Source organism: Paenibacillus sp. YSY-4.3 (assembly GCF_054767475.1).
The window spans coordinates 345,552-368,696 of the sequence record NZ_BAABMC010000003.1 but is presented as its reverse complement, the minus strand read 5'-3'; the positions used below and the strand labels follow the sequence as shown (position 1 = coordinate 368,696).

Sequence of the window (23,145 nt, the reverse complement as noted above, 5' to 3'; positions counted from 1 at the left end):
AGATCCCAATGAATTGGAAGCAAATATGGGAGGATTACAAGGGACGACTGCTGGGAACGGCGGCCGCGATATTTCTAATTCCCATTTATCTGTTTTTCGGATTTTGGAACATGTTATTTTGTGCGCTTCTCCTATATGTCGGTTATACGATCGGCAAATATAAGGATTTCGACCAAGGCCCGCTCATTCCGTGGAAAGAGCTGATGGAATGGTTGAACGCGCGCTGGCGCCCTTTTAAATGATTCCTGTGATATGCTGTCTTCCGGAAAAAGAGCTGCGTTTTTATCTTGCCCATTTTTGTGGAGAGAGCATGTCACGGGTTTTTTTTGTTTGAATTTTGTTGTAATAGAATACCGGCATTTTGGTTCATCATGAAGTAGTAGGAAGCATAATCGTTGTTCTTATGGAGGTTAAGGAGGAAACACATGAAACGCAGACTAGCACGGGAAATTGCGATACAGAGCATGTACCAAATGGAAATGAACGAGGTTGGAGCCGAGGAAGCCGTATCGATGCTTATAGCGGAAGCGGCTGGAGAGAACGAAAGCATGGTCGAATTGTCCGATGTCGAAAAGACGAAGGCCTTTGTACTGGAGCTCGTAAATGGTACTTGGGAGCATAAAACGGCCATCGACGAGATGCTGGCCGGTTATTTGAAAAACTGGCAGGTTAGCCGCTTGTCCAAGGTGGACAGGCAGGTATTGAGATTGGCAGTCTACGAAATGGTATTCCGCAATGACGTACCGGGCAAAGTAGCGGTAAACGAAGCGATCGAACTGGCCAAGCATTTCGGCGTGGAGGAGTCCGGGAAGTTCGTCAACGGCGTGCTCGGCAAGATGATTCATGATTTGGAGAAATTGAAAAATCAATAATAAATAATGAACGAGGATAAGGGGAGAAGTCTATGACAGCACCAATCATTAACGGAAAACAGATTTCTGAGGAAATTAGAGGAAGTATCCGCAATGAAGTAGAGAATCTGGCGAGCAAAGGTTTTAAGCCCGGGCTGGCTGTCGTTCTTGTGGGCGAGGACCCGGCTTCACAGGTGTATGTGCGCAATAAAGAGAAAGCTTGCCATGATCTCGGATTCTACTCTGAGGTTCATCGCTTGCCTGCTTCTACGACCCAAGAAGAGCTGCTCGCGCTTGTAGACAAGCTGAATAAACAAAGCGAAATCCACGGCATTCTCGTGCAGCTTCCGCTTCCGGGGCATATCGAGGAGAAAGCGGTGATCGACGCGATTGCGGTTGAGAAAGACGTAGATGGCTTCCATCCGGTTAACGTCGGCAACCTGGTCATCGGTGACGATAGTCTGTTGCCTTGCACGCCCGCCGGCGTTATCGAACTGATCAAGCGCACCGGTAATGAAATGTCCGGGAAGCATGCAGTCGTCATCGGCCGCAGCAATATCGTCGGTAAGCCGGTATCCCTGCTGCTGCAGCGGGAGAATGCTACGGTGACAATGTGCCATTCGCGCACGGCGAACATGAAGGAATTGACGAAGCAGGCTGATATTCTCGTCGTAGCGATCGGCCGGGCCAACTTCGTGGATGCCTCGTTCGTGAAGCCTGGGGCTGTCGTGATTGACGTAGGGATGAACCGTCTTGATAACGGCAAATTGGCCGGCGACGTAGATTTCGAAAGCGTGAAGGAAGTATCCGGACCGATTACGCCTGTTCCAGGCGGTGTGGGCCCAATGACGATTACGATGCTGATGCAAAATACGCTGATCGCAGCCAAGCGGCTTCAAGGCCTTGCTTAAGCTGCTGGCGATAAAGGGGGGAATGTAAGGCCCCATGGAACAAAAAATTTATACGATCAAAGAATTGAATCGCTATATCCGCATGAAGATGGAGTCGGATACGCTGCTGTCTGAGGTATGGATTCGCGGAGAAATATCCAACTTTACGCATCATTCCAGCGGACATATGTATTTTACGCTGAAGGATAAGGATAGCCGGATCAAGAGCATTATGTTCGCTTCGCATAACCAGCGGCTGCCCTTTATCCCGCGGGAGGGTACCCGGGTCATTGCCCGGGGCAATGTGTCGGTATACGAGCGGGACGGACAGTACCAGTTCTATGCGACGCAAATGCAGCCTGACGGCATCGGCAGCTTATATTTGGCCTTCGAGCAGCTGAAGCAGAAGCTGGAGGCCGAAGGGCTGTTCGCGCCGCAGCGCAAGCGGCCGCTGCCTGCGTTTCCGCGCGTGATCGGCGTCGTCACCTCCCCGACCGGAGCTGCCGTTCGGGACATTCTGACAACGCTGGAGCGGCGTTATCCGCAGGCTAGGATCATCCTGCACCCTGTACTCGTGCAGGGCAAGGGCGCGGCGCCGTCCATCGTCAAGGCGATCCGGACGATGAATTCGCTCGGCGAGGCCGACGTGCTGATCGTCGGCCGGGGCGGGGGCTCGCTCGAGGAGCTGTGGGCGTTCAACGAAGAGGCGGTCGCGCGCAGCATTTACGAATCGGCGATTCCCGTCATCTCGGCCGTAGGCCACGAGACGGACTTTACGATCGCCGATTTCGTCGCCGACCTGCGTGCCGCCACGCCCACCGCCGCCGCTGAGCTCGCCGTGCCGCACGCCGCCGAGCTGCGCGAGCAGCTGCGCCAGCGCGAGAGGGTGCTGCAGCAGGGCTTGCAGCACCAGCTCCGCCAGGCGCAGGAGCGCTTGCGGCGGCTATCGGCGTCGCCGGCGCTGCGGCAGCCGCGGCGCAGCCTGCTCCAGCACGCGGAGCGGCTGGACATGCTGCAAGCGCGGCTTGTGCGGCGCATGCGGGCGCAGGCGGAGCTGACGGGAGCGGCGCAGGCGCGGCTGCATCAGCGGCTGCTGCGCTACCATCCGCAGGATACGATGGCGCTGACAAAGCGGCGCCACGAGGAGGCAAGCCGGCTGCTGCGTTCGGCGATGAACGGGATTTTGAAGGAGAAGAGCCAGACGCTGTCCTACGGGATTAGGCAGCTCGATGCCCTCAGCCCACTGAAGGTTATGGCTAGAGGATATAGTCTTGTATATGACGAGAAAGGGCGGCGCTTAGTGAAGTCGCTGAAAGATGTAGAGCCTGGAGACCTGGTCAAGGTTAAGCTCACCGACGGCGAGCTGGACTGCCAGGTTTGGGGCATGAGGGGAGAAGGTGACGATCATGGAGACTGAGAAGCAGAATCTGAATGAGCTTAAGGAGCAGGATTACAGCTTCGAGGAAGCGATGAACGAACTGGAGGATATCGTGTCCCAGTTGGAGCATGGCGACGTGCCTCTGGAGAAGGCGATCGATCTGTTTCAGAAAGGCATGCAGTTATCGCAATTATGCGGCAATAAATTATCACAGGTTGAACGAAAAATTGAAATGATCATGGAAGCCGATGGACAAATCGTGAAGAAGCCCTTCGATCCATTGACCGAAGAGAGCGGTGATTCGGTTGGATAGGCAAGCGATTATTCCTTATATCGAGGAAATATCGGCGCTAGTGGCCTCTCATTTGCAGCACGCGGTACCGGCGGAATGGAGCTTCCCGGACAATCTGAAGGAAGCGATGAGCTATTCCCTGATGGCCGGCGGCAAGCGTCTTCGCCCGCTGCTGGTCATCGCTGCCGCGGAAGCGCTTCATGGGAGCCGCGATGCGGCTCTGCCCGTCGCCTGCGCCGTAGAAATGGTGCATACTTACTCGCTGATTCATGATGATCTCCCGGCGATGGACGACGATGATTTTCGCCGCGGCAAGCCGACGAATCATAAGGTGTTCGGCGAAGCCATGGCGATTTTGGCGGGCGATGCCTTGTTGACCCATGCCTTCTACAGCGTTGTTCAGGCGAGCAAGAATCATGGCGTTCCCGCCGAGGCCGCGCTGGCCATAGTCGAGGATTTGGCGCGTTATGCGGGTCCTTCCGGCATGGTTGGCGGACAGGCTGCCGATATGGAAGGGGAGCAGGGGTTGACCGATCTAAGCCAGCTACGCTACATTCACGAGCATAAGACTGGCGATTTGATCGTCTTCTGTTTGAAAGCCGGAGGACGCATCGCATCGGCTTCGGCCGAGCAGCTGCAAGCTCTGGAAACCTTTGGCCGTTCGATTGGACTTGCTTTTCAAATCCAGGACGACATTCTTGACCTAGTCGGGGACGAGAGCAAGCTCGGGAAGAAAACACAAAGTGATTTAAAACAGCAGAAGGTGACTTATCCTTATTTTATCGGCCTTGATGAGTCCCGGGCTGAAGTGGATCGCCTAACCAAGCAAGCGAGGGAAGCAGTTTCGAGCGGAATCATTCAAAGCCCCGAGCGTCTGATGGGAATCGCCGATTATTTGATGCATCGGGATCGTTAAGAAAAGAGCTGCAAGAGGATAGTAAGTTGGATAACTTCGACAAAAGTTATTCATATGTTATAATTAGTGTCATTATAATTAGCAACATGAGAAATCCAATGAAGGAAGCGGGGAATTCGCTTTGCTGCTCTCTCAAATACATGAGCCCAACGATTTGAAACAACTTCCAATCGAACAATTGACGCCGCTAGCCGCCGAGATCCGTCAGTTTCTTATCGAGAAACTGTCCGCGACAGGAGGACATCTTGCGCCCAATTTGGGTGTGGTGGAGCTTACAATTGCGCTGCATTACTGCTATAACAGTCCACGGGATAAATTTATTTTTGACGTAGGTCACCAGGCGTACGTTCATAAAATATTGACCGGCCGCATGGATCGGTTTGATACTTTACGCAAGCACAAGGGCTTGTGCGGATTTGTGAAGCGCTGTGAAAGCGAGCATGACGTGTGGGAGGCCGGTCACAGCAGCACGTCTCTTTCGGCAGCCATGGGCATGGCGCTGGCCAGGGATTTGAAAGGCGAGGACAACAAGGTTGTCGCTATTATTGGTGACGGTGCTTTGACGGGCGGAATGGCCTTTGAGGCGTTGAACCATATTGGTCATGAACAAAAGGATTTAATGGTTATTTTGAACGATAATGAAATGTCAATTGCACCCAATGTCGGGGCGATGCACAACTACTTAACGAAGATCAGGTCTGATAAAAATTATTTGCGCGCCAAAGACGAAGTAGAACAATTGCTCAAAAAAATTCCAGCGATCGGCGGCAAGCTGGCCAAAACGGCGGAGCGGCTGAAGGATAGCTTGAAATATATGATGGTGTCCGGGGTTCTTTTTGAAGAGCTGGGCTTTACCTATTTGGGGCCGGTGGACGGCCACGATTTGTCGGGCTTAGTTGATGCGTTCAATCAGGCAAACAATGTGAGCGGCCCTGTGCTGGTTCATGTCCTGACAACGAAAGGGAAGGGATATACACCTGCGGAAAAGGATTCTCATAAATGGCATGGAGTTTCTACTCCTTACAAGATCGAATCTGGTCAATTGCTCAAAGCCGTGGGCAATCCGACGTATACCGAGGTGTTCGGGCAAACGTTGATCGAGCTGGCTGAGCAGGATAAGCGAATTGTTGCGGTTACCCCGGCAATGCCGGGAGGATCCGGTTTGGTTAAGTTTGGTGAACGATTCCCGGATCGGATGATTGATGTCGGTATTGCCGAACAGCATGCGGCTACGATGTGCGCGGCACTGGCCATGGAGGGAATGAAGCCGGTCTTTGCGGTGTATTCCACGTTCATGCAGCGAGCGTACGATCAGATCGTGCATGATATATGCCGCCATAACGCGAATGTCATGTTCGCCATCGACCGGGCCGGCTTTGTCGGCGCTGACGGCGAGACGCATCAAGGGGTGTATGACATTGCGTTTATGCGTCATATTCCCAATATCGTGCTGATGATGCCGAAGGATGAGAACGAACTGCGCCATATGATGAAGACGGCGCTTGAGTATAATGACGGTCCGATCGCGTATCGTTATCCGCGGGTCAATGTTCCGGGCGTTCCACTGGATGATGAGCTTAAGCCTATACCGATCGGCAGCTGGGAGAAGCTGCGAGAGGGCGAGCAAGTAGCAATCATCGCCACGGGTCCAATGGTGCAGGTTGCTGAAGAGGCGGCCGAGACATTGAAGCGGGAAGGCGCTAACGTTGGTGTGGTGAATGCTCGTTTCCTGAAGCCGCTCGATAACAGCATGCTGCTTAATCTGGCGAGCGCCGGCACGAAGCTGATCGTGCTTGAGGAAGCTTGTCAGGCTGGCAGCCTGGGAAGTGCGGTGCTGGAATTCTATGCCGAGCAGGGAATCACCGGCATCGATGTATCCCTGATGGGCATTCCGGATCAATTCATCGAGCATGGCAGCATCAAGGAGCAACTGCAGGAGGTTGGATTGACCGCCGAGGCTGTCGTGGAGCAAATTCAGCAGTATCGGGCGGAACATCAGTTCGGCTTCGGCAAGAAATTCAAACCATCTTAACAAGACAGAGTCAGGAGAATGTTATGTCTGTGTCCAAAGAACGCATAGATGTCTTGTTGGTCGAGCAAGGATATTTCGACAGCAGAGAAAAGGCCAAAACCGCGATCATGGCGGGGCTCGTGTTCGGAAATCAGGAACGGATCGAGAAGGCAGGCACCAAAATACCGAGGGACACGAAGCTGACGGTCAAGGGAGCGATCCATCCGTATGTAAGCCGCGGGGGATTGAAGCTGGAGAAAGCCTTGAAACTGTTTCAGATCGATATGAACGGGCGGGTTATGCTTGATATCGGCTCGTCGACCGGCGGATTTACGGATTGCGCCCTTCAGCATGGAGCCAGCTACGTATATGCGATCGATGTTGGCTATAATCAGCTGGATTGGTCGCTGCGGAACGATGAACGCGTTAACGTCAAGGAGCGGACCAATTTCAGATATATGACGCCTGAGGATTTGGACGGACCTGGCCCTGATTTCGCAAGCATTGACGTTTCGTTTATTTCTCTGCGGATCATTCTTCCCCCGCTTGTGGCATTGCTCCATAAGCCTGCGGATATCGTTGCATTGATCAAGCCGCAATTTGAAGCCGGCCGGGAGAAAGTCGGCAAATCCGGCGTCGTACGCGATGCAAAGGTGCATCAAGAGGTACTGGAGAACGTGCTCGGCTTTGCGACAGGGCTGGGGTATGCTTTGCAAGGGTTAACTTTTTCCCCGATTACAGGCGGAGAAGGCAATATTGAGTTTTTGGCCCATTTAAGGCTATTGCCCCCTAGTGAGAAGAAGGATCAGCTTGAGGGGACTGAGTCCTCTGAGGCATTGCAGCATATTCGCGACACTTCGCAACGCGTCGTGCAGGAAGCGAAAGATACATTTATGACGAAAAGCCCATCTTATTGATGGGCTTTTGTTTTTTATGCATATATTCATTAAAATGTTGCATATAGAACGAGTGTTCGCTTATAATGGGTTCATGCGAATAATTATGTAATAATGCTTAACAATATCCACATGCAAACAGGAGGTTATTCAATCGCGTCGAATTAATCATCTGAGGTGATTTCGATGAGCGAATATACCGATGGTTTTCTCATGGTAGCCATTGCGGGCATTGCCTTATTGCTGCTGTATCGCGCATTCAGGACGTGGCTGCGCAAGCCTTTTTCGCTGGGTTCCGGTGTGGGGTTCGAGTTCAACGAGGATATTCAGGAGCATCCGGCCGTTGATTTACTGGAGTCAGCAGGCTTTGAGATTGTAAGCGACAAGCTGAAGATTCCGCTCGCTTTCCGGGTGGACGCTCAGGTGCTGCACAGCCGGTTATATATCGATTATGTTGTGAAGAAGCATGGAGAATACTACTTGGTAAGGAGAACGAGAGAGCGTCTGCCAATCGAATGGACAGGCGCCGGACTTCGCAGGGACATCCTTCCTTACCTGCTTCTGTATCCTGACTGTGCAGGGGTGCTCTATATCGATACGGAACAGGAACAAATCAAAGAAATCACCTTAAGTGCAGATTCGGACGATGCTGAAGAGGCGTCGCATATCAAAGATATATGGAGGACAAGATGAAGGGTCAACGGCATATTAAGATCAGGGAAATTATTAGCGCTCATGAAATCGAAACTCAAGATGAGCTGGTAGAGGCTTTGCGCAAAGCAGGATTTCAGGTCACGCAGGCTACTGTATCACGGGATATCAAGGAGCTTATGCTGATCAAGGTACCTACCGACGATGGCAAATATAAATACTCGATGCCTACAGCGCAGCGTTACAATCCAGTGCAGAAGCTGCAGCGGGCGCTTGTAGACAGTTTTGTGCATATTGACCATACGGGAAATTTGGTCGTCATGAAATGCTTGCCGGGGACAGCCAATTCGGTGGCGGTTCTGATCGACAACATGGAATGGCCAGATTTGCTTGGAACGATCTGCGGCGATGATACGATCCTGCTGATCTGTCGTAACGAAGAATACAGCCATTACGTCATCGATCAAATTATGGCGTTTATTTCATAATTCACTTGTTTTGAAGATTGTTGCTGCATTGTCTACATTTGGCGAAGGGAGTGCCTTTACTTGCTGGTTCATTTATCCATTCGGAATCTGGCCGTTGTCGAGGCGGTTGATGTTACGTTTGACAAGGGTTTTCATGTATTGACCGGTGAGACCGGAGCAGGTAAATCAATTATTATTGATGCGCTGGGATTAATATCGGGGGGAAGGGGCTCGGCGGATTTAATCCGTTACGGCTGCGACAAAGCGGAGATGGAGGCTGCCTTCGAATTGAAGGAGCATCATCCGGTTTGGGCTATACTTGATGAGCTGGGAATTAGTGCGGATGCTGGCGAAGCTCTGATTGTCCGGCGCGAGATTAGCGCCCAGGGCAAGAGTTCTGCCCGAATTAACGGCCAATTGGTCAACTTGTCGATGCTTCGGCAGGTGGGGGAGAGCCTGATCAATCTGCACGGTCAGCATGAGCATCAGACGCTGCTTCATCCAGAGCGGCATTTGAAGCTTCTGGATGCCTTTGGTTCCGAGGATATTGCCGCCGTGAAGGCGAAGTACCAGGAGGCCTATTCAGCGTTCCAACGGGTCGACAGGGAATGGAGAGAATTGCAAAGCACTAGCCAGCAGGCACTGCAAATGCTTGATTTATATCGTTTTCAGCTGGAGGAGATCGCAGCAGCTGCGCTCAAGCCCGGAGAGGATGAATTACTTGCGGAAGAAAAGGTAAAGCTATCCCATAGCGAGAAAATGATGGACTCGGTGTCTGGTGCTTACGATTTGCTTTATGGTCCTCAGGGACTGGAAGCGATAGCGAAGGCAGTATCCAGGTTAGAGGATGTTGCGGAATATGATCAGAAGGGGGTCGCCCCTTTGCTGGAGCAGCTGCAGTCGGCTTATTATTTGCTTGAGGATGCATCCTTTAGTCTGCGTGATTACCGGGATAAAATCGAATTTAATCCCGAGCGGCTGGAAGAGGTAGAGGATCGTCTCGATCTGATTTCCACGCTGCGCCGCAAATATGGAGACGATGTCAAAGGAATTCTTCAATATTATGAGCAGATTTCCCGCGATACGGATAAGCTTGAGAATAAGGACGAACGGCTTGAGAAGCTGTCTGCCGAGCGGGAGCAGTTGTTACAGGCTGCCTTGAGGGAAGCGGTTTTGCTTAGCGATGTTCGTCGGGAAAAGGCGGACCTGCTGGCACAGCAAATCGAAAACGAGCTGAAGGATCTGCAGATGGGGCGGACTTCGATTGAAGTCAAGCTGGAGCGAATATTCGATTCGGGCGGGGTTGAATGGGAAGGCGATCTGGTGAGACTCGGAAAACACGGCATGGACAGCGCGGAGTTCTTAATTTCCCCAAATCCCGGGGAACCGTTGCGTTCCTTGAGTAAAATTGCCTCGGGCGGTGAATTATCGCGGATCATGCTTGCCCTTAAGAGTATATTTGCCCGCCATGATGAAGTTCCTGTATTAATTTTCGATGAGGTGGATACCGGGGTAAGCGGCCGGGCAGCTCAGTCCATCGCGGAGAAGCTGTATCGCTTATCCGCGACATGCCAGGTATTTTCAATCACCCATTTGCCGCAGGTCGCTTGTATGGCGGATCAGCAATATTTGATCGAGAAGACTGTAGCGGACGGACGAACAATGACGAGAGTAGAGCATTTGGGTAAAAACGGACGGGTCAATGAGCTCGCTCGGATGCTCGGAGGCGTGGAGATTACGGACAGGACACGCCACCATGCTAAGGAAATGCTTAATCTGGCTCGGGCGCAGAAGGGTGTGATTTAACGAGCGGAACAATGATTGACAGTAATAAAAGACCACACCCGGGGTATCTTATAGGTACGCAATTGGCGACCACCTTTTCGTCAAGCGAAAGAAGCTAAGGGAGCGTGACAGCCATTGAACCCGAACCTCAGGAATAGATTTCTCGGTCTTTTACTTGCCTTCTTCTTTTGTTTTCTTGGCACGTCAGCCGTCGAAGGTCATTCGCCGATGCTGCCGGATGAACTGCGCATGTTTCAAGGCCAGGGCGCGCAAATCGATTTGGCCATACCCGTATTGGCAGAGGTTAGCGTTGATCGGCCTGATGTCGTGATGTTGAACGATCAACCTAACTCCTCCATGAAGGTATCCCTCGGCTCGCCGTTAAAGCTATCCTCGCTGAACAGCGGCGAAGCCAAGCTCCGCATGAAGCTTTTTGGACAAATTCCTCTGAAACCAGTGAAAGTGAATGTTATCCCTGATTTAAAGGTTATACCCGGGGGACAAACGATCGGCGTTAAAGTGAAATCCGATGGCATTCTGGTAGTTGGCCATCATCTTGTGAATACGGACAAGGCTAAAATTTCGCCCGGCGAGGCAGCTGGTATTCAGCCGGGAGACTTGATCACCCATTTGAACGGTTCACGTCTAAAAGACGTTCATGAGGTGGCGTCTTTGGTTGAGCAAGCGGGCAAAAAGAAACAGCCCCTAAAAGTCGTTTATAAACGGAGTAATAAGGAATTTACGACTACATTGACTCCTGCCTTTGATAAGCAGGACAAGGCATGGAGATTGGGTCTTTACATTCGCGACTCGGCTGCTGGCGTGGGTACGCTGACCTTTTATGCGCCAAACGAAGGCGTTTATGGGGCACTGGGACACGTCATTACCGATATGAACACGCAAACGCCAATCGTTGTAGGAAGCGGACAAATTTTGCAGTCGAGCGTCACGTCTATTTCCAAGAGCGAGAGTGGCGAACCTGGTGAGAAGCGAGCGCACTTTGTCAAAGAAGGCAAGACGCTGGGAACGATCGAGCGCAATACGCATTTCGGCATATTCGGAAAGATGTCGGAAAATCCAGATCATAGCGTGTATAAGAAGCCAATTCCGGTAGCATTTTCGGAGGAGGTAAAAGAGGGGCCGGCGGAAATTTTGACGGTGGTCGAAGGCCAGCAGGTGGAACGTTTTAAGGTGGAAATCGCTCATGTTTCCAGGCAGAGCACCCCACAGACCAAAGGCTTGGTTATTCGCATCACCGATCCGAGACTGGTGGAGAAAACCGGTGGCATTGTGCAGGGGATGAGCGGCAGTCCAATCATACAGAATGGTAAATTGATCGGGGCTGTAACCCATGTGTTTGTCAACGATCCGCGTTCAGGCTACGGCTGCTTTATCGAATGGATGCTGCAGGATGCGGGAATATTAAAGGACAAGACGACATCAACCAATCTTAAGGCGAGCTAGCGCCTTAAGATTGGTTTTTTTGTTTAAGAAACCCGATCGCTCATCCAGATTTGCATGATGCGAATTTGGAGGGTCTGTAAGATAATAATTAAATATCTTAATCTTATAGGTCATGGCGGAAATCAATGAATAAGTCGCAATTTTACGAAGTTTTAACGTTGAAACTTGCCACATTGAGTATAAAACTATATGCTAATGGAGATGAGGAGTTATTCACCCTATGCGCTTCGCTGCTCTCCAATGCACTTAAATCCGACATTTCCGCCGCAAATACTTGTCGAATGGTAACGAATTAGATCATTATTTGTAAGCATCAAACGATTATATATCAAATTATTAAAAAAATAAATAAAAATAATTTTCGACAGAAGGAATTTACTTTTAAGTGTCGAATCCTTATTCTGGAAGAAAGATTAAGGAAACTCATATACACAAGGAGGAAGTCGTCAGTGCAAAAAATTGAAGTGTTGTTGGCGGATGATAATCGGGAATTTACGAATTTGCTTGCAGAGTACATTTCTGAGCAGGATGACATGGTTGTTTCAGGTATTGCATACAATGGCGAGGAAGTTTTGGAGATGATTGAGCATGCTTCTAAAGTTCCGGACGTGCTGATCCTGGATATCATTATGCCCCACTTGGATGGACTGGGTGTGCTGGAACGTTTACGAGATATAAATGTGTCTCCACAGCCAAAGATCATTATGCTGACTGCCTTCGGACAAGAGAATATTACACAGCGTGCGGTTCAGCTGGGAGCGTCGTACTATATCCTGAAGCCGTTCGATATGGAAGTGCTGGCCAATCGAATTCGGCAGCTTGTTGGAGTCCAATCCTTATCCTCAAGCAGTTCACCATCCTCATCCTTTACGAAATCCAATGTAGTACCGCTTGGAAAAGGCAAAAATCTGGATGCAAACATTACTTCCATCATCCATGAAATCGGTGTTCCTGCGCATATTAAGGGATATCAATATTTGCGGGAAGCCATCACCATGGTCTACAACAATATTGAGATTTTAGGGGCGATTACCAAAACGTTGTATCCGGCCATCGCCGAGAAATTCAAGACGACTCCGTCGCGCGTAGAGCGTGCAATCCGCCATGCGATTGAAGTGGCCTGGACGCGCGGCAATATCGACAGCATAAGTCATTTGTTCGGTTACACGATCAATATCAGTAAATCGAAGCCAACGAACTCGGAGTTCATCGCTATGGTTGCCGACAAGCTGCGCATTGAGCATAAGGTAAGCTGAAAGCATAAGGAAGCGCGGAATAATGAATCTGACTAAAGGATTCCCGATATTTTATCGGACATTGCTCGGAGGCTCCGATAAACTATTGGGTCTTTAGCTGAAGGAATTCATCATCATAATCTTTGCAAATCATGAAGGCGTAAGCTTATCGCGGTACCTCGCGATAAGCTTACGCCTTTTTTGTGTTAATCAAAAAACTCCAGATACTCAGGGTACCTGGAGAAGAGAAGTAAAAAAGGTTATGAAGAACGACGTCTTCATTCTAATTGTATGATTTGAATGAAACCAGATCAAGTGGTAGATGTTGGCGGATAATTATTTACATTTTGGGGCTTTAGCTTGACATCTGCTGAAGTATTAATATAATGAGTATATGAGCATATGATCATATAGTGATAAAGGTTGGTGACCTCACATGGATAAAAATCAGCATTCCACATTAAGACCAGATGTTATCGACAATGTTTCAACAACTTTTAAGGCATTGGCCGATCCGACGAGGATTCGTATACTGTATCTGCTGTCGGAAGAGGAATGCGCGGTAACGCATATTGCGGAAATTTTAGAGTTATCTCAGTCCGCGGTTTCGCATCAGCTTAGTTTATTAAGAAAGCTTCGTCTCGTAAAGTACAGAAGAGAAGCTAATACGTTGTATTACACCTGTGATGATGATCACGTTATTTCTCTGCTCAAGCAGGCGATCAGTCACGTTGAATGTGATTAGGAGGGATACCAAATGCATAATCATGCAAGCAATCAGGACGGCTACCATCAGCACACTCATCATGGACATGACCATCATTCCGCCAGATCCGGAAATATGAAAGGGCTCATCATCGCACTCTTGATCACTTCGGGAATCGCCGTTCTAGAGTTTGTCGGCGGGCTCGTTACACGCAGTCTGGCGCTGCTTTCCGACGCTGGTCATATGCTTAGCGATGCCAGCTCGCTTGCGCTTAGTCTGCTGGCTATCTGGTTTGCAAGCCGCGCCGCGACATCGAAAAAGACCTACGGATTTTACCGTACGGAGATTTTAGCAGCCCTGCTGAACGGTTTAACGCTGTTTGTCATCGCGGGGTTCATCATTTGGGAAGCTTATCAACGGCTGTTCGATCCGCCTGCGGTGGCAAGCGGTACAATGATACTGATCGCATCTATTGGACTACTCGCTAACCTGGCTAGTGCATGGACTCTAATGCGCCAAGGGGACGTCAAGGAGAACCTTAACTTTAGAAGCGCTTATTTACATGTGCTTGGTGATGCGCTGGGGTCGGTAGGAGCCATTCTCGCCGGGATCATCATGTATTTCTTTGGCTGGTATATTTTTGATCCGATAATCAGCGTATTTGTTGCACTGCTTATTCTTAGAGGAGCCTGGGGAGTGATTGCCCAGACGGTCCACATTTTGATGGAAGGCACGCCGGCTTCCGTTAACAAGGATGAAGTGTCCGTACGCTTGGAACAGGTTGCAGGGGTTATTAGTGTGCATGATCTGCACATTTGGACGATTACTTCCGGGATGAATTCACTCAGCTGTCATCTTGTCGTCGAGTCGGAATTCGATGCCCAGGACATTTTGCAAAATGCCATCGATTTGCTTGAGCAGCAGTTCGGCATAACCCACGCGACGATTCAAATCGAAAGCCCGCACATCAGGCATGCAGAGCTGATCGTTTGAGGAACCACGGTGGAAGCACAGACTGTTTGGAACAAAGCATAGAGTCTGGAAGGGGTGAATCCTAATGAAAGCAAATGTCGTAAATATGGCAAGTCTAAGTTTATTTTGCATCTTTCTTATAAGCTATTTATCAAAATTATGGATGCTTCGAGCACGAGGCCTCATCCAGGCTAATGTACTTGGAAAAGGGGGGAAACCGCTACAGACCCGTATCGTAGAAGTAGGCGTCAAGCTGGCAACGTTTGCTTGGGGCGGGTTGTGGTTTGCGCTAAGCTGCTTCGGAGAAGGATGGCTAGGATTTGCTTTGATTCTGCCTGAAGATGGCGGTACGGCAAGTTGGGCAAGCGTTTTTGGCTTATTGGTTACGGCATTAGGGCTAGTGTTCTTCATCATGGCGATGGTGCATATGCGAACTTCATGGCGGGTTGGGATTGACAAAGCCACTGCCACCGAACTGATCACAAGCGGTATATACCGATACAGCCGGAACCCCGCTTTTGTCGGATTCGATCTGATGTTTATCGGATTATTCCTTACTTATATGAATTACGTCACTTTATTCATTTGCTTGTTGAACATCGTTTGCCTGCATCTGCTGATTCGCCAGGAAGAGCGGCATTTGAAAAGTACCTTTGGGGATATGTACAGCAATTACGCAAAACATACCCCCAGATATATCGGACTTGGGAAATGAAAAACGCCTCATTTGTGTTACAATAAGTGGAGAGAGCTGCAATAGCGGATTAAGTTGCAACCAAAGCGGTAAGAGGAGCAGGCAAAATGAACAAAATATCGCTAGACGAGCAAAAATATAAGGCGCTTCTGGATGACCTATCCCTGTCTGAACAGCATAGATCGCTGATTGCTGAACTGCTGGCCACGGCCAGTCAATTATCGGCAGAAAATACAAGGTTGCGGCGGACACTGCTGAGAAAATCCTCAAGCGGACAAAGAATGTCCAGCAAGCTGAAGGATGCCTTGTACGAATAAAGGACATAAGAAACCCTCTTGGATTGGCTTAAATGCCTGATTCAAGAGGGTTTATTAATTCGTAAAATTAAGAAGGATTCTCAGTCTTCTTCTTGAACCGCGGTCCCAGGTAATTGCGCTTACGGTCGCGGAAATAAATCCAGCCGCCCAGAAATCCGATTCCGGCTGCGAACAAGGCAATTCCCAATCCGAAATCGAGCCAGTCGAAGTGGACGTGGGTCAATGAGTCATCTCCGTGTCCGGACATGTATAGGAATAAAGCGTCCTTCATTTTCAGAAAGCCGATCATGGCGGCGATACCGGGAATAACAAGAATTATGATGGCAATAAAACGGGATATCATCAATTTCATGGGCTGAAGCAATTCCTTTCCTCGACAAATATGTCCTGTACGATCAAGATCATGTTACGTTTATCATACCTTCTTCTTGGACGGCTGTCTATTTCGTTCTATGTTTGTAATGTGGAAAAAACGAGGTACAATAGGAAACGAGAAGTTTGTCTGGACATTTTTTGGGATAGGTGGAGATCGGAAATGACGATAACATGTGATGTAGCGGTGTTAGGCGGCGGGACCGGGGGGTATGTTGCGGCAATTCGCGCTGCTCAGCTCGGCAAGCAAGTGGTTATTATTGAGCAGGACAAGCTGGGAGGAACATGCCTGCACCGTGGCTGCATTCCGAGCAAGGCGTTGCTGCGCAGTGCAGAGCTGTACGCGCAAATGAAGGACAGCGCAAGCTACGGCATTGAAACGAGCGGATTATCCCTTGTATTTCCGAAAGTGCAGGAACGAAAGCAGGGCATCGTAGATCAGCTTCATAACGGCATTCAATATTTGATGCGTAAACATAAAATTCAGGTCATCCATGGAAAAGGGAGAGTGATTGGCCCATCGATCTTCTCGCCGAAAAGCGGCGCCGTGGCGATCGAGCTGCATGACGGAGAGATGGAGACGATTGTACCCACTCATCTGATCATTGCGACAGGGTCGAGGCCGCGCGTTCTTCCGGGGCTGGAGCCCGACGGCAAGCACGTGCTCAGCAGTGACGAGGCCTTGCTGCTTGAGGAGCTGCCAGCTTCGATGATTATTGTGGGCGGCGGTGTCATCGGTGTTGAATGGGCTTCTTTGCTTCATGACTTCGGGGTCAAGGTCACGGTGGTCGAGGCTGCCTCACAGCTTCTACCGAACGAGGATGAAGAAGTGGCGCGTGAGCTGCAGAAGCAGCTGCAGCGCCGCGGAATCGAGATTCTGACCGGCTGCCAGGTACAAGCGGAAACCGCCGAGAAGGACAGTACCGGTATTGCGATTACTGCTGTGCAAAATGGAAATGCGGTACGCCTGCAGGCGGTCAAGGTGCTCGTATCGATCGGACGGCAAGCAAATGTCGAGAACATCGGTCTTGAAAATACGGATATCGCCTTGCATCAAGGCTATATCCGGGTGAACGACTCGATGCAGACGACTGAGCCGCATATTTATGCGATCGGCGATTGCATTGGCGGTCTGCAGCTTGCCCATGCGGCAAGCCATGAAGGGCTGGTGGCAGTGCATCATCTTGCTGCAGAGCCATCCCATGGCTACAATGTCCGCCATGTGCCCCGCTGCGTGTACACACGCCCTGAAGTAGCTTCCGTTGGTTTGACCGAGAAGGAAGCGAAGGAGCAGGGCATCGACGTCAAGATCGGCAAAGTACCGTTCTCCGCTATAGGCAAAGCACTTGTGCACGGGGAGAAGGATGGCTTCGTAAAGGTGATCGGTGACCGCAAGAGCAACGACATCGTGGGTGTGCATATGATCGGTGCCCATGTTACCGAGCTGATTAGTCAAGCCGCGCTCGCCCAGGTGCTGGATGCGACGCCGTGGGAAATCGGCCAGACCGTTTTCGCCCATCCTTCGCTGGCTGAAATTCTTGGCGAAGCCGCATTGGCGGTGGACGGCAAAGCGATTGGAATTTAACAAAATATGCAAAAGTGTCACATAATCAACAAAACCCTTGCAAAGAACATTTTCTTTTTGCGGAAAAAGGGATTATAATAAGGTTAACCCAAGTCTTAGTACCAGGTTTTAAGATAAGAGCAAACATGTACGGTACAAGCGACTATAGGTTCTAATCGAAGGAGGTAACTCCCATGAACGCAAAAGTATCAACAAAGACACAGCCCAAGCATGAGCAACTAGGATTGACGGATGCCGAAGTAGTGGACATGTACAAATATATGCTGCTAGCGCGCAAGTTTGACGAGCGTAATTTGCTGCTGCAGCGGGCGGGAAAAATCAATTTCCACGTCTCGGGTATCGGACAGGAGACCGCGCAAGTAGCGGCGGCTTTTGCCTTGAATCGCGAGCAGGATTATTTTCTGCCGTATTATCGCGACTATGGCTTCGTTCTGTCGGTAGGCATGACGCTGGAAGAGTTAATGCTGTCCGCCTTTGCCAAAGCGGGTGATCCGAACAGCGGGGGCCGGCAAATGCCTGGCCATTTCGGAAGCAAAAGACTCCGGATCGTCACGGGCTCCAGCCCGGTGACGACGCAGGTTCCGCATGCCGTTGGCATTGCGCTTGCCGCTAAAATGCAGAAGAAGGACTTCGTCTCCTTCGTTACCTTCGGGGAAGGCTCCAGCAATCAGGGAGATTTCCACGAAGGACTGAACTTTGCTGGTGTGCAGAAGCTGCCGGTCATTTTCATGTGCGAGAATAACCAGTATGCGATTTCCGTTCCAGTGAAGAAACAACTCGGCGGCAAAGTAAGCGATCGGGCGCTGGGATATGGCTTCCCGGGCATTCGCGTGGACGGCAATGATGCCCTTGAGGTCTATCGTGTTGTGAAGGAAGCGCGCGAGCGCGCGATTCGCGGCGAAGGGCCAACGCTGATTGAAGCGATGATGTACCGCCTGTCTCCGCATTCCACCTCGGATAACGACCTCGTGTACCGCACGAAGGAAGAGGTTGAAGAGAATTGGAAGAAGGACGGAATACCGAAAATGAAAAGTTATCTTATTGAAAACGGGCTTTGGACGGAAGAGCAGGATGAAGCCCTTTTGAAGGACTTTCAGGCGCAGTTGAAAGCAGCGATCGAACGGGCGGAGAACGCGCCGTTTCCGAAGCCGGAGGATACACTGCTGCATGTGTACGCGGATAGCGAAGGGGAGGAATAATCATGCCGGTAATGGAATATATCGACGCTATTCGTCTTGCCATGAAGGAAGAAATGGAGCTTGACGACAACGTATTCGTATTAGGGGAAGACGTTGGCGTAAAAGGCGGAGTGTTTACGACGACGAAAGGGCTTCAGGAGCAGTTCGGCGAGCTGCGCGTTCTCGATACCCCCTTGTCCGAATCTGCGATTGCCGGGGTAGCCATCGGTGCCGCGATGTACGGGATGAAGCCGATCGCCGAAATGCAGTATTCTGATTTCATGCTGCCAGCAACGAACCAAATCATTAGTGAGGCAGCTAAAATACGCTACCGCTCCAATAACGATTGGAACTGCCCCGTCGTCATCCGCGCGCCGATCGGCGGCGGGATCTTCGGCGGGCTGTACCATTCCCAGTGCACGGAATCGATCTTCTTCGGAACACCAGGGCTTAAGATCGTCGCTCCTTATACGGCTTACGATGCCAAGGGGCTTCTAAAGGCCGCGGTTCGCGATCCGGATCCCGTATTGTTCTTCGAAAATAAGAAATGCTACAAGCTGATCAAGGAAGACGTGCCTGAGGACGACTATATCGTCCCGCTTGGCAAGGCAAATGTACTTCGTGAAGGCACGGATATTACCGTAATCGGGTACAGTTTGCCGCTGCATTTCGCCATGCAGGCCGCAGAGGAGCTCGCGGCTGAGCAAGGCATAAGCGCCCACATTTTGGATTTGCGGACGCTGCAGCCGCTTGATCGCGAAGCGATTATCGAGGCGGCACGCAAAACAGGGAAAGTATTAATTGTGCATGAAGACAATAAGACTGGCGGAGTCGGAGCAGAAGTATCGGCCATCATCGCGGAGGAATGCCTGTTCGAACTGGATGCGCCGATCGCTCGGCTGTGCGGACCTGATGTTCCGGCAATGCCGATCAGCCCGCCGATGGAAAAGTTCTTTATGCTCAGCAAAGATAAGGTCAAGGAAGCTATGCTTCAATTGGCTCTGTATTAATGGGAGTGAGGGACGATATGTCATCGAATAAAACATTGCAGGATGTCGTAATGCCACAGCTTGCGGAATCGCTCGTATCGGCGACGATCGGCAAATGGCTGAAGAAGCCGGGAGATCCCGTCGAGCAGTACGAGCCGATTTGCGAGGTTATTACCGATAAGGTGAACGCCGAAATTCCGTCCACGCTGGATGGGGTCATGGGCGAACTCCTGGCCGAAGAAGGACAGGAAATCGAAGTCGGGGCGGTCATTTGTCGGATCGAAACAGCAGGCAGTGTGGAGGCTGAGACCGCGACTGGCGGTGATTCCCCGGCGGCAGCTTCTGCCGGCCTGACGAATGCAGCTCCTGGCGCGTCTGTCGATCAGTCGCAGCGGAGCCGTTATTCCCCGGCCGTTCAGACGCTTGCGCAGGAGCATGGGCTGGATCTGCGGGCCGTATCCGGTACCGGCTTAGGCGGCCGCATAACCCGCAAGGACGTGTTGAATTACTTGGAGAATAATAAAGGTGCGACGATGCCATCTAATGCTCCGGCAGCGGCGCCAGCTTCCCCGGCAGCTCCGCCGGCAGAGCTTAGCAATGCAGCAGCAGAGCCGGTGCGCAACTCAGGATTACATCTCTCGGAAACTCCGAAGATTCCGACGATCGAAGTTGAAGGCGGCGACCGTTCGGAGTACTTCATCGACGTGACGCCAATCCGGAATACGATCGCTACGCGCATGCGGCAAAGCGTGTCGGAAATTCCACACGGCTGGATGATGATTGAGGTGGACGTGACCAACTTGGTACAGCTTCGCAATAAGCTGAAAGACGAATTCAGACAAAGAGAAGGCGTCAACCTGACTTACCTCGCATTCCTGCTTAAAGCGGTTGTCAGCGCCATCAAGGATTATCCAATCATGAACTCTGTATGGGCGGTCGACAAAATTATCGTCAAGCGCGACATCAACATTTCGCTCGCCGTCGGCACGGAGGATTCCGTAATGACTCCGGTCATCAAGAAGGCGGACCAGAAGAACATTGCCGGCCTAGCCAGAGAAATCGAGGAATTGGCGTCGAAGGTAAGAGCGGGCAAGCTCAAGCTGGATGACATGCAGGGTGGAACGTTCACCGTCAACAATACGGGATCATTTGGTTCTATTCTGACCCAGCCAATCATCAACTATCCGCAAGCGGCGATTTTAACATTCGAATCGATCGTGAAGAAGCCCGTCGTCATTAATGATATGATTGCCGTACGCTCTATGGCGAATTTGTGTCTGTCACTGGATCATCGTATACTGGATGGAGTCATCTGCGGCCGATTTATGCAGCGCGTCAAAGACAATATGGAGAGTTATTCCCTAGATACTCAAGTATATTAAGTAAATAATGCGAGTCTTCATGAATCCGAGAAAGGCGATGAACCGTATGACGAAATCCTTGGAAGTCACATATTTCCCGATGATGGAATACGGAGAGGCCTGGAATAGGCAAAAAGAGATCGTGAAGGCCATCGACGAAGGACAGCAGCAGGGACACCTGCTGCTTCTTCAGCATCCGCCAACGTATACGATCGGCTCTTCGCGCCATCCGGAGCATTTGCTGCTCAGTCCCGAGCAGCTGAAGGAACGTGGAATTTCCCTGTTTGAAATCGATCGGGGGGGAGATATTACATACCATGGACCGGGCCAGCTCGTCGGCTACCCGCTGCTCTGGCTGGATGGGAATCAGGGGATCGATCTGCACGGATACCTTAGGGATATCGAGCAGGTCATCATAAACTACTTAGCGCGGTACGGTATTTCGGGCACGCGAAAACAGGGTTATACCGGGGTATGGGTGGGCGATGTCAAAATTGCCGCCATCGGTGTGAAATTCAATAAATGCCGCCGGAGAAAAGGATTCATCACAAGCCACGGCTTTGCTTTTAACATCAAATCCGGTATCCAAGAGGATGGCTTCCGCGGCATCATCCCCTGCGGCATTCAGGAATACGGCGTAACTTCATTGGAGGACATGACCGGGCTTCCCTTCTCCGTAGAGCAGGTGGCCCGTGAAATATTGCCTTATTTCAATGAAGTGTTTCAAATCTCCGAGTACAAGGAGCACTGGGAGTCATAAGCTCTAGCGGAACAGCAGCGGCTCGAGCAGCGCAAGCAGCGTTGAACCGATCATGGCGAATAGCATAAGGTATACTACGACTTTGAACCATTTTTTTTGCATCATGAACATAAAGCTCCTTTACATGTACTTGACCCTCTATTCATTAATATTAGCGCAAAAGGGAAAGCGAGGAAAGTCCAGTGATCAACAAGGACAGAATCATCGCACAATTTGTGGAATTAGTGCAAATCGACAGCGAGACGAAGGACGAACGGAATATAGCCGATTATTTGAAAACAAAATTTGCGAAGCTCGGACTGAATGTGGTGGAAGACGACTCCATGAAGCGTACCGGACACGGTGCCGGCAATATCGTGGCAACACTGCAGGCAAGAGCTGGCATTCAAGCGCAGCCTTTTCTGTTTACCTGCCATATGGATACAGTGACACCGGGCAAAGGCATCAAGCCAGTCATCGGTGAGGACGGCTGGATCCGCAGCGATGGAACAACGATTCTTGGCGCCGATGACAAAGCAGGTCTGGCGGCTCTGTTGGAAATCATTCAAGTGCTGCAGGAGCAGCAGCTGCCACACGGACAAATCCAGTTTGTCATTACCGCAGGAGAAGAGTCCGGCTTGCTTGGCGCCAGAGCCTTGGATCGCAGTTTGCTTGACGCCGGCTTCGGTTTTGCAATCGATTCGAACGGGGAAGTGGGATCGATTTGTGTGGGCGCACCGACACAAGCGCGTATCGAAATTGAAATATTCGGCAAATCCGCGCATGCCGGCGTTAATCCGGAGGATGGAATCAGTGCGATTCAAGTGGCTGGCAAGGCGATTGCCCGGATGAAGCTGGGGCGCATCGACGAAGACACGACAGCCAACATTGGCAAATTCGAAGGCGGCGGTCCGACGAATGTCGTTACCGATTACGTGAAGCTGTATGCCGAAGCGCGCAGTCTGTCGCCGGAGAAGGTGGATAAACAGCTGGCGCTGATGAAGGAAGCTGTCGATACGGCTTGCCGCGATTTCGGAGCTAGAGGAGAGTTTAGAAGCGATATCATTTATCCGGGATTCCATCTTGGAGCACAGGATGCCGTTGTCCAACTGGCCCAACGTGCTGCAGGCAAGCTGGGGCTTTCCGGAAGAACCTTTACCTCCGGCGGGGGCAGTGACGCCAACATCATGAATGGCTTCGGTGTGCCTACGGTGAATCTTGCGGTAGGATACGAGGAAATTCATACGACGAATGAGCGCATCAAGGCCGATGATATTGTGAAAATAGCCGAATACGCGCTGGAGATCGTCTCGCAAACTGTAAATTCATAAGCGAATAAGCGGAGCTCGTCCATATACGGGGTGTCCTGATAACTTAATCCGGAGTTGTCGCTAGG

Annotated in this window: 25 protein-coding genes; 23 read left to right on the top strand and 2 right to left on the bottom strand. The window is 50.8% G+C overall.

From position 1 onward, the window contains the following. Positions 1-8 precede the first annotated feature (8 nt). The 17 genes from ACYUJT_RS12510 to ACYUJT_RS12430 all read left to right on the top strand — a co-directional run bounded on the left by ACYUJT_RS12510 (position 9) and on the right by ACYUJT_RS12430 (position 15,525). Entirely contained in the window at positions 9-242 is a 234-nt protein-coding gene (locus tag ACYUJT_RS12510; RefSeq protein WP_460322413.1) for a DUF2273 domain-containing protein, read from the top strand. Between the two features lie 183 nt (positions 243-425). Beyond that, complete coding sequence (nusB, locus tag ACYUJT_RS12505) at positions 426-872, top strand: transcription antitermination factor NusB (RefSeq protein WP_460322410.1); 447 nt, start codon at positions 426-428, stop codon at positions 870-872. Between the two features lie 32 nt (positions 873-904). Beyond that, positions 905-1,762, top strand: a complete 858-nt coding sequence (folD, locus tag ACYUJT_RS12500; RefSeq protein WP_460322408.1) for a bifunctional methylenetetrahydrofolate dehydrogenase/methenyltetrahydrofolate cyclohydrolase FolD — start codon at positions 905-907, stop codon at positions 1,760-1,762. 34 nt (positions 1,763-1,796) lie between these two features. After that, entirely contained in the window at positions 1,797-3,158 is a 1,362-nt protein-coding gene (xseA, locus tag ACYUJT_RS12495) for an exodeoxyribonuclease VII large subunit (protein WP_460322405.1), read from the top strand. After that, a complete protein-coding gene (gene xseB, locus ACYUJT_RS12490) occupies positions 3,148-3,432 on the top strand; it encodes an exodeoxyribonuclease VII small subunit (protein WP_460322402.1) in 285 nt (94 codons plus the stop codon). Before xseA ends, xseB begins: the two co-directional genes overlap by 11 nt. Next, on the top strand, positions 3,416-4,327 hold the full coding sequence (locus tag ACYUJT_RS12485; RefSeq protein WP_460322400.1) for a polyprenyl synthetase family protein: 912 nt from the start codon (positions 3,416-3,418) through the stop codon (positions 4,325-4,327). The genes xseB and ACYUJT_RS12485 overlap by 17 nt, the downstream gene beginning before the upstream one ends. Positions 4,328-4,448: 121 nt before the next feature. After that, the gene (gene dxs / locus ACYUJT_RS12480; RefSeq protein ID WP_460322398.1) at positions 4,449-6,359 is read left to right on the top strand and encodes a 1-deoxy-D-xylulose-5-phosphate synthase; all 1,911 of its coding nucleotides are present in this window, start codon (positions 4,449-4,451) and stop codon (positions 6,357-6,359) included. A gap of 23 nt (positions 6,360-6,382) precedes the next feature. After that, on the top strand, positions 6,383-7,255 hold the full coding sequence (locus ACYUJT_RS12475) for a TlyA family RNA methyltransferase (RefSeq protein WP_460322394.1): 873 nt from the start codon (positions 6,383-6,385) through the stop codon (positions 7,253-7,255). A 165-nt stretch (positions 7,256-7,420) separates the two neighbouring features. Continuing rightward, positions 7,421-7,927 (top strand): hypothetical protein, encoded by a 507-nt coding sequence (locus ACYUJT_RS12470; RefSeq protein ID WP_460322391.1) that lies wholly within the window; start codon positions 7,421-7,423, stop codon positions 7,925-7,927. After that, entirely contained in the window at positions 7,924-8,373 is a 450-nt protein-coding gene (gene ahrC / locus ACYUJT_RS12465) for a transcriptional regulator AhrC/ArgR (RefSeq protein ID WP_460322388.1), read from the top strand. The genes ACYUJT_RS12470 and ahrC overlap by 4 nt, the downstream gene beginning before the upstream one ends. A gap of 60 nt (positions 8,374-8,433) precedes the next feature. Beyond that, positions 8,434-10,158 carry a DNA repair protein RecN gene (recN, locus tag ACYUJT_RS12460; RefSeq protein ID WP_460322386.1) on the top strand — a complete coding sequence of 575 codons (1,725 nt, stop codon included), beginning with the start codon at positions 8,434-8,436 and terminating at the stop codon, positions 10,156-10,158. Positions 10,159-10,272: 114 nt separating this feature from the next. Then, positions 10,273-11,601 carry a SpoIVB peptidase gene (gene spoIVB / locus ACYUJT_RS12455; RefSeq protein WP_460322383.1) on the top strand — a complete coding sequence of 443 codons (1,329 nt, stop codon included), beginning with the start codon at positions 10,273-10,275 and terminating at the stop codon, positions 11,599-11,601. A gap of 449 nt (positions 11,602-12,050) precedes the next feature. Continuing rightward, on the top strand, positions 12,051-12,857 hold the full coding sequence (gene spo0A, locus ACYUJT_RS12450) for a sporulation transcription factor Spo0A (RefSeq protein WP_460322381.1): 807 nt from the start codon (positions 12,051-12,053) through the stop codon (positions 12,855-12,857). Between the two features lie 415 nt (positions 12,858-13,272). Then, entirely contained in the window at positions 13,273-13,581 is a 309-nt protein-coding gene (locus ACYUJT_RS12445; RefSeq protein WP_460322378.1) for an ArsR/SmtB family transcription factor, read from the top strand. Positions 13,582-13,593: 12 nt separating this feature from the next. After that, positions 13,594-14,535, top strand: a complete 942-nt coding sequence (locus ACYUJT_RS12440; protein ID WP_460322375.1) for a cation diffusion facilitator family transporter — start codon at positions 13,594-13,596, stop codon at positions 14,533-14,535. 142 nt (positions 14,536-14,677) lie between these two features. Continuing rightward, entirely contained in the window at positions 14,678-15,229 is a 552-nt protein-coding gene (locus ACYUJT_RS12435) for a methyltransferase family protein (protein WP_460322372.1), read from the top strand. 86 nt (positions 15,230-15,315) lie between these two features. Then, positions 15,316-15,525 (top strand): hypothetical protein, encoded by a 210-nt coding sequence (locus tag ACYUJT_RS12430; RefSeq protein WP_460322370.1) that lies wholly within the window; start codon positions 15,316-15,318, stop codon positions 15,523-15,525. A 67-nt stretch (positions 15,526-15,592) separates the two neighbouring features. Here ACYUJT_RS12430 and ACYUJT_RS12425 read toward each other — a convergent pair whose 3' ends face one another. Beyond that, positions 15,593-15,877, bottom strand: coding sequence for a DUF2627 domain-containing protein (locus ACYUJT_RS12425; protein ID WP_460322367.1), 285 nt, complete (start codon positions 15,875-15,877; stop codon positions 15,593-15,595). A gap of 183 nt (positions 15,878-16,060) precedes the next feature. On the opposite strand from ACYUJT_RS12425, the gene lpdA reads away from it, so the two are divergent. The 5 genes from lpdA (at position 16,061) to lipB (ending at position 21,770) form a co-directional block, all read left to right on the top strand. After that, on the top strand, positions 16,061-17,482 hold the full coding sequence (gene lpdA / locus ACYUJT_RS12420; protein ID WP_460322364.1) for a dihydrolipoyl dehydrogenase: 1,422 nt from the start codon (positions 16,061-16,063) through the stop codon (positions 17,480-17,482). A gap of 173 nt (positions 17,483-17,655) precedes the next feature. Next, positions 17,656-18,681: a thiamine pyrophosphate-dependent dehydrogenase E1 component subunit alpha gene (locus tag ACYUJT_RS12415; RefSeq protein WP_460322362.1), complete on the top strand. Its 1,026-nt coding sequence runs from the start codon at positions 17,656-17,658 to the stop codon at positions 18,679-18,681. 2 nt (positions 18,682-18,683) lie between these two features. Further along, positions 18,684-19,670, top strand: coding sequence for an alpha-ketoacid dehydrogenase subunit beta (locus ACYUJT_RS12410; RefSeq protein ID WP_460322360.1), 987 nt, complete (start codon positions 18,684-18,686; stop codon positions 19,668-19,670). 17 nt (positions 19,671-19,687) lie between these two features. Then, complete coding sequence (locus ACYUJT_RS12405) at positions 19,688-21,031, top strand: dihydrolipoamide acetyltransferase family protein (RefSeq protein ID WP_460322358.1); 1,344 nt, start codon at positions 19,688-19,690, stop codon at positions 21,029-21,031. 37 nt (positions 21,032-21,068) lie between these two features. Further along, positions 21,069-21,770, top strand: coding sequence for a lipoyl(octanoyl) transferase LipB (lipB, locus tag ACYUJT_RS12400; RefSeq protein ID WP_460323294.1), 702 nt, complete (start codon positions 21,069-21,071; stop codon positions 21,768-21,770). Between the two features lie 3 nt (positions 21,771-21,773). Here the strand turns inward: lipB and prli42 are convergent, their stop codons facing one another. Then, positions 21,774-21,875, bottom strand: a complete 102-nt coding sequence (prli42, locus tag ACYUJT_RS12395; protein ID WP_083484945.1) for a stressosome-associated protein Prli42 — start codon at positions 21,873-21,875, stop codon at positions 21,774-21,776. Positions 21,876-21,952: 77 nt separating this feature from the next. Here prli42 and ACYUJT_RS12390 point away from each other — a divergent pair, with 77 nt between their 5' ends. Next, on the top strand, positions 21,953-23,080 hold the full coding sequence (locus ACYUJT_RS12390) for a M20/M25/M40 family metallo-hydrolase (protein WP_460322355.1): 1,128 nt from the start codon (positions 21,953-21,955) through the stop codon (positions 23,078-23,080). Positions 23,081-23,145: the final 65 nt, after the last annotated feature.

Coding starts and splice junctions, on each gene's coding strand:
- nusB (WP_460322410.1), top strand. CDS start 426: ATGAAACGCAGACTAGCACGGGAAATTGCGATACAGAGCATGTACCAA.
- folD (WP_460322408.1), top strand. CDS start 905: ATGACAGCACCAATCATTAACGGAAAACAGATTTCTGAGGAAATTAGA.
- ACYUJT_RS12470 (WP_460322391.1), top strand. CDS start 7,421: ATGAGCGAATATACCGATGGTTTTCTCATGGTAGCCATTGCGGGCATT.
- lpdA (WP_460322364.1), top strand. CDS start 16,061: ATGACGATAACATGTGATGTAGCGGTGTTAGGCGGCGGGACCGGGGGG.
- ACYUJT_RS12445 (WP_460322378.1), top strand. CDS start 13,273: ATGGATAAAAATCAGCATTCCACATTAAGACCAGATGTTATCGACAAT.
- ACYUJT_RS12425 (WP_460322367.1), bottom strand. CDS start 15,877: ATGAAATTGATGATATCCCGTTTTATTGCCATCATAATTCTTGTTATT.
- ACYUJT_RS12435 (WP_460322372.1), top strand. CDS start 14,678: ATGCTTCGAGCACGAGGCCTCATCCAGGCTAATGTACTTGGAAAAGGG.
- ahrC (WP_460322388.1), top strand. CDS start 7,924: ATGAAGGGTCAACGGCATATTAAGATCAGGGAAATTATTAGCGCTCAT.
- prli42 (WP_083484945.1), bottom strand. CDS start 21,875: ATGATGCAAAAAAAATGGTTCAAAGTCGTAGTATACCTTATGCTATTC.
- ACYUJT_RS12430 (WP_460322370.1), top strand. CDS start 15,316: ATGAACAAAATATCGCTAGACGAGCAAAAATATAAGGCGCTTCTGGAT.
- ACYUJT_RS12415 (WP_460322362.1), top strand. CDS start 17,656: ATGAACGCAAAAGTATCAACAAAGACACAGCCCAAGCATGAGCAACTA.
- xseB (WP_460322402.1), top strand. CDS start 3,148: ATGGAGACTGAGAAGCAGAATCTGAATGAGCTTAAGGAGCAGGATTAC.
- ACYUJT_RS12475 (WP_460322394.1), top strand. CDS start 6,383: ATGTCTGTGTCCAAAGAACGCATAGATGTCTTGTTGGTCGAGCAAGGA.
- ACYUJT_RS12510 (WP_460322413.1), top strand. CDS start 9: ATGAATTGGAAGCAAATATGGGAGGATTACAAGGGACGACTGCTGGGA.
- lipB (WP_460323294.1), top strand. CDS start 21,069: ATGAACCGTATGACGAAATCCTTGGAAGTCACATATTTCCCGATGATG.
- xseA (WP_460322405.1), top strand. CDS start 1,797: ATGGAACAAAAAATTTATACGATCAAAGAATTGAATCGCTATATCCGC.
- ACYUJT_RS12440 (WP_460322375.1), top strand. CDS start 13,594: ATGCATAATCATGCAAGCAATCAGGACGGCTACCATCAGCACACTCAT.
- ACYUJT_RS12410 (WP_460322360.1), top strand. CDS start 18,684: ATGCCGGTAATGGAATATATCGACGCTATTCGTCTTGCCATGAAGGAA.
- ACYUJT_RS12405 (WP_460322358.1), top strand. CDS start 19,688: ATGTCATCGAATAAAACATTGCAGGATGTCGTAATGCCACAGCTTGCG.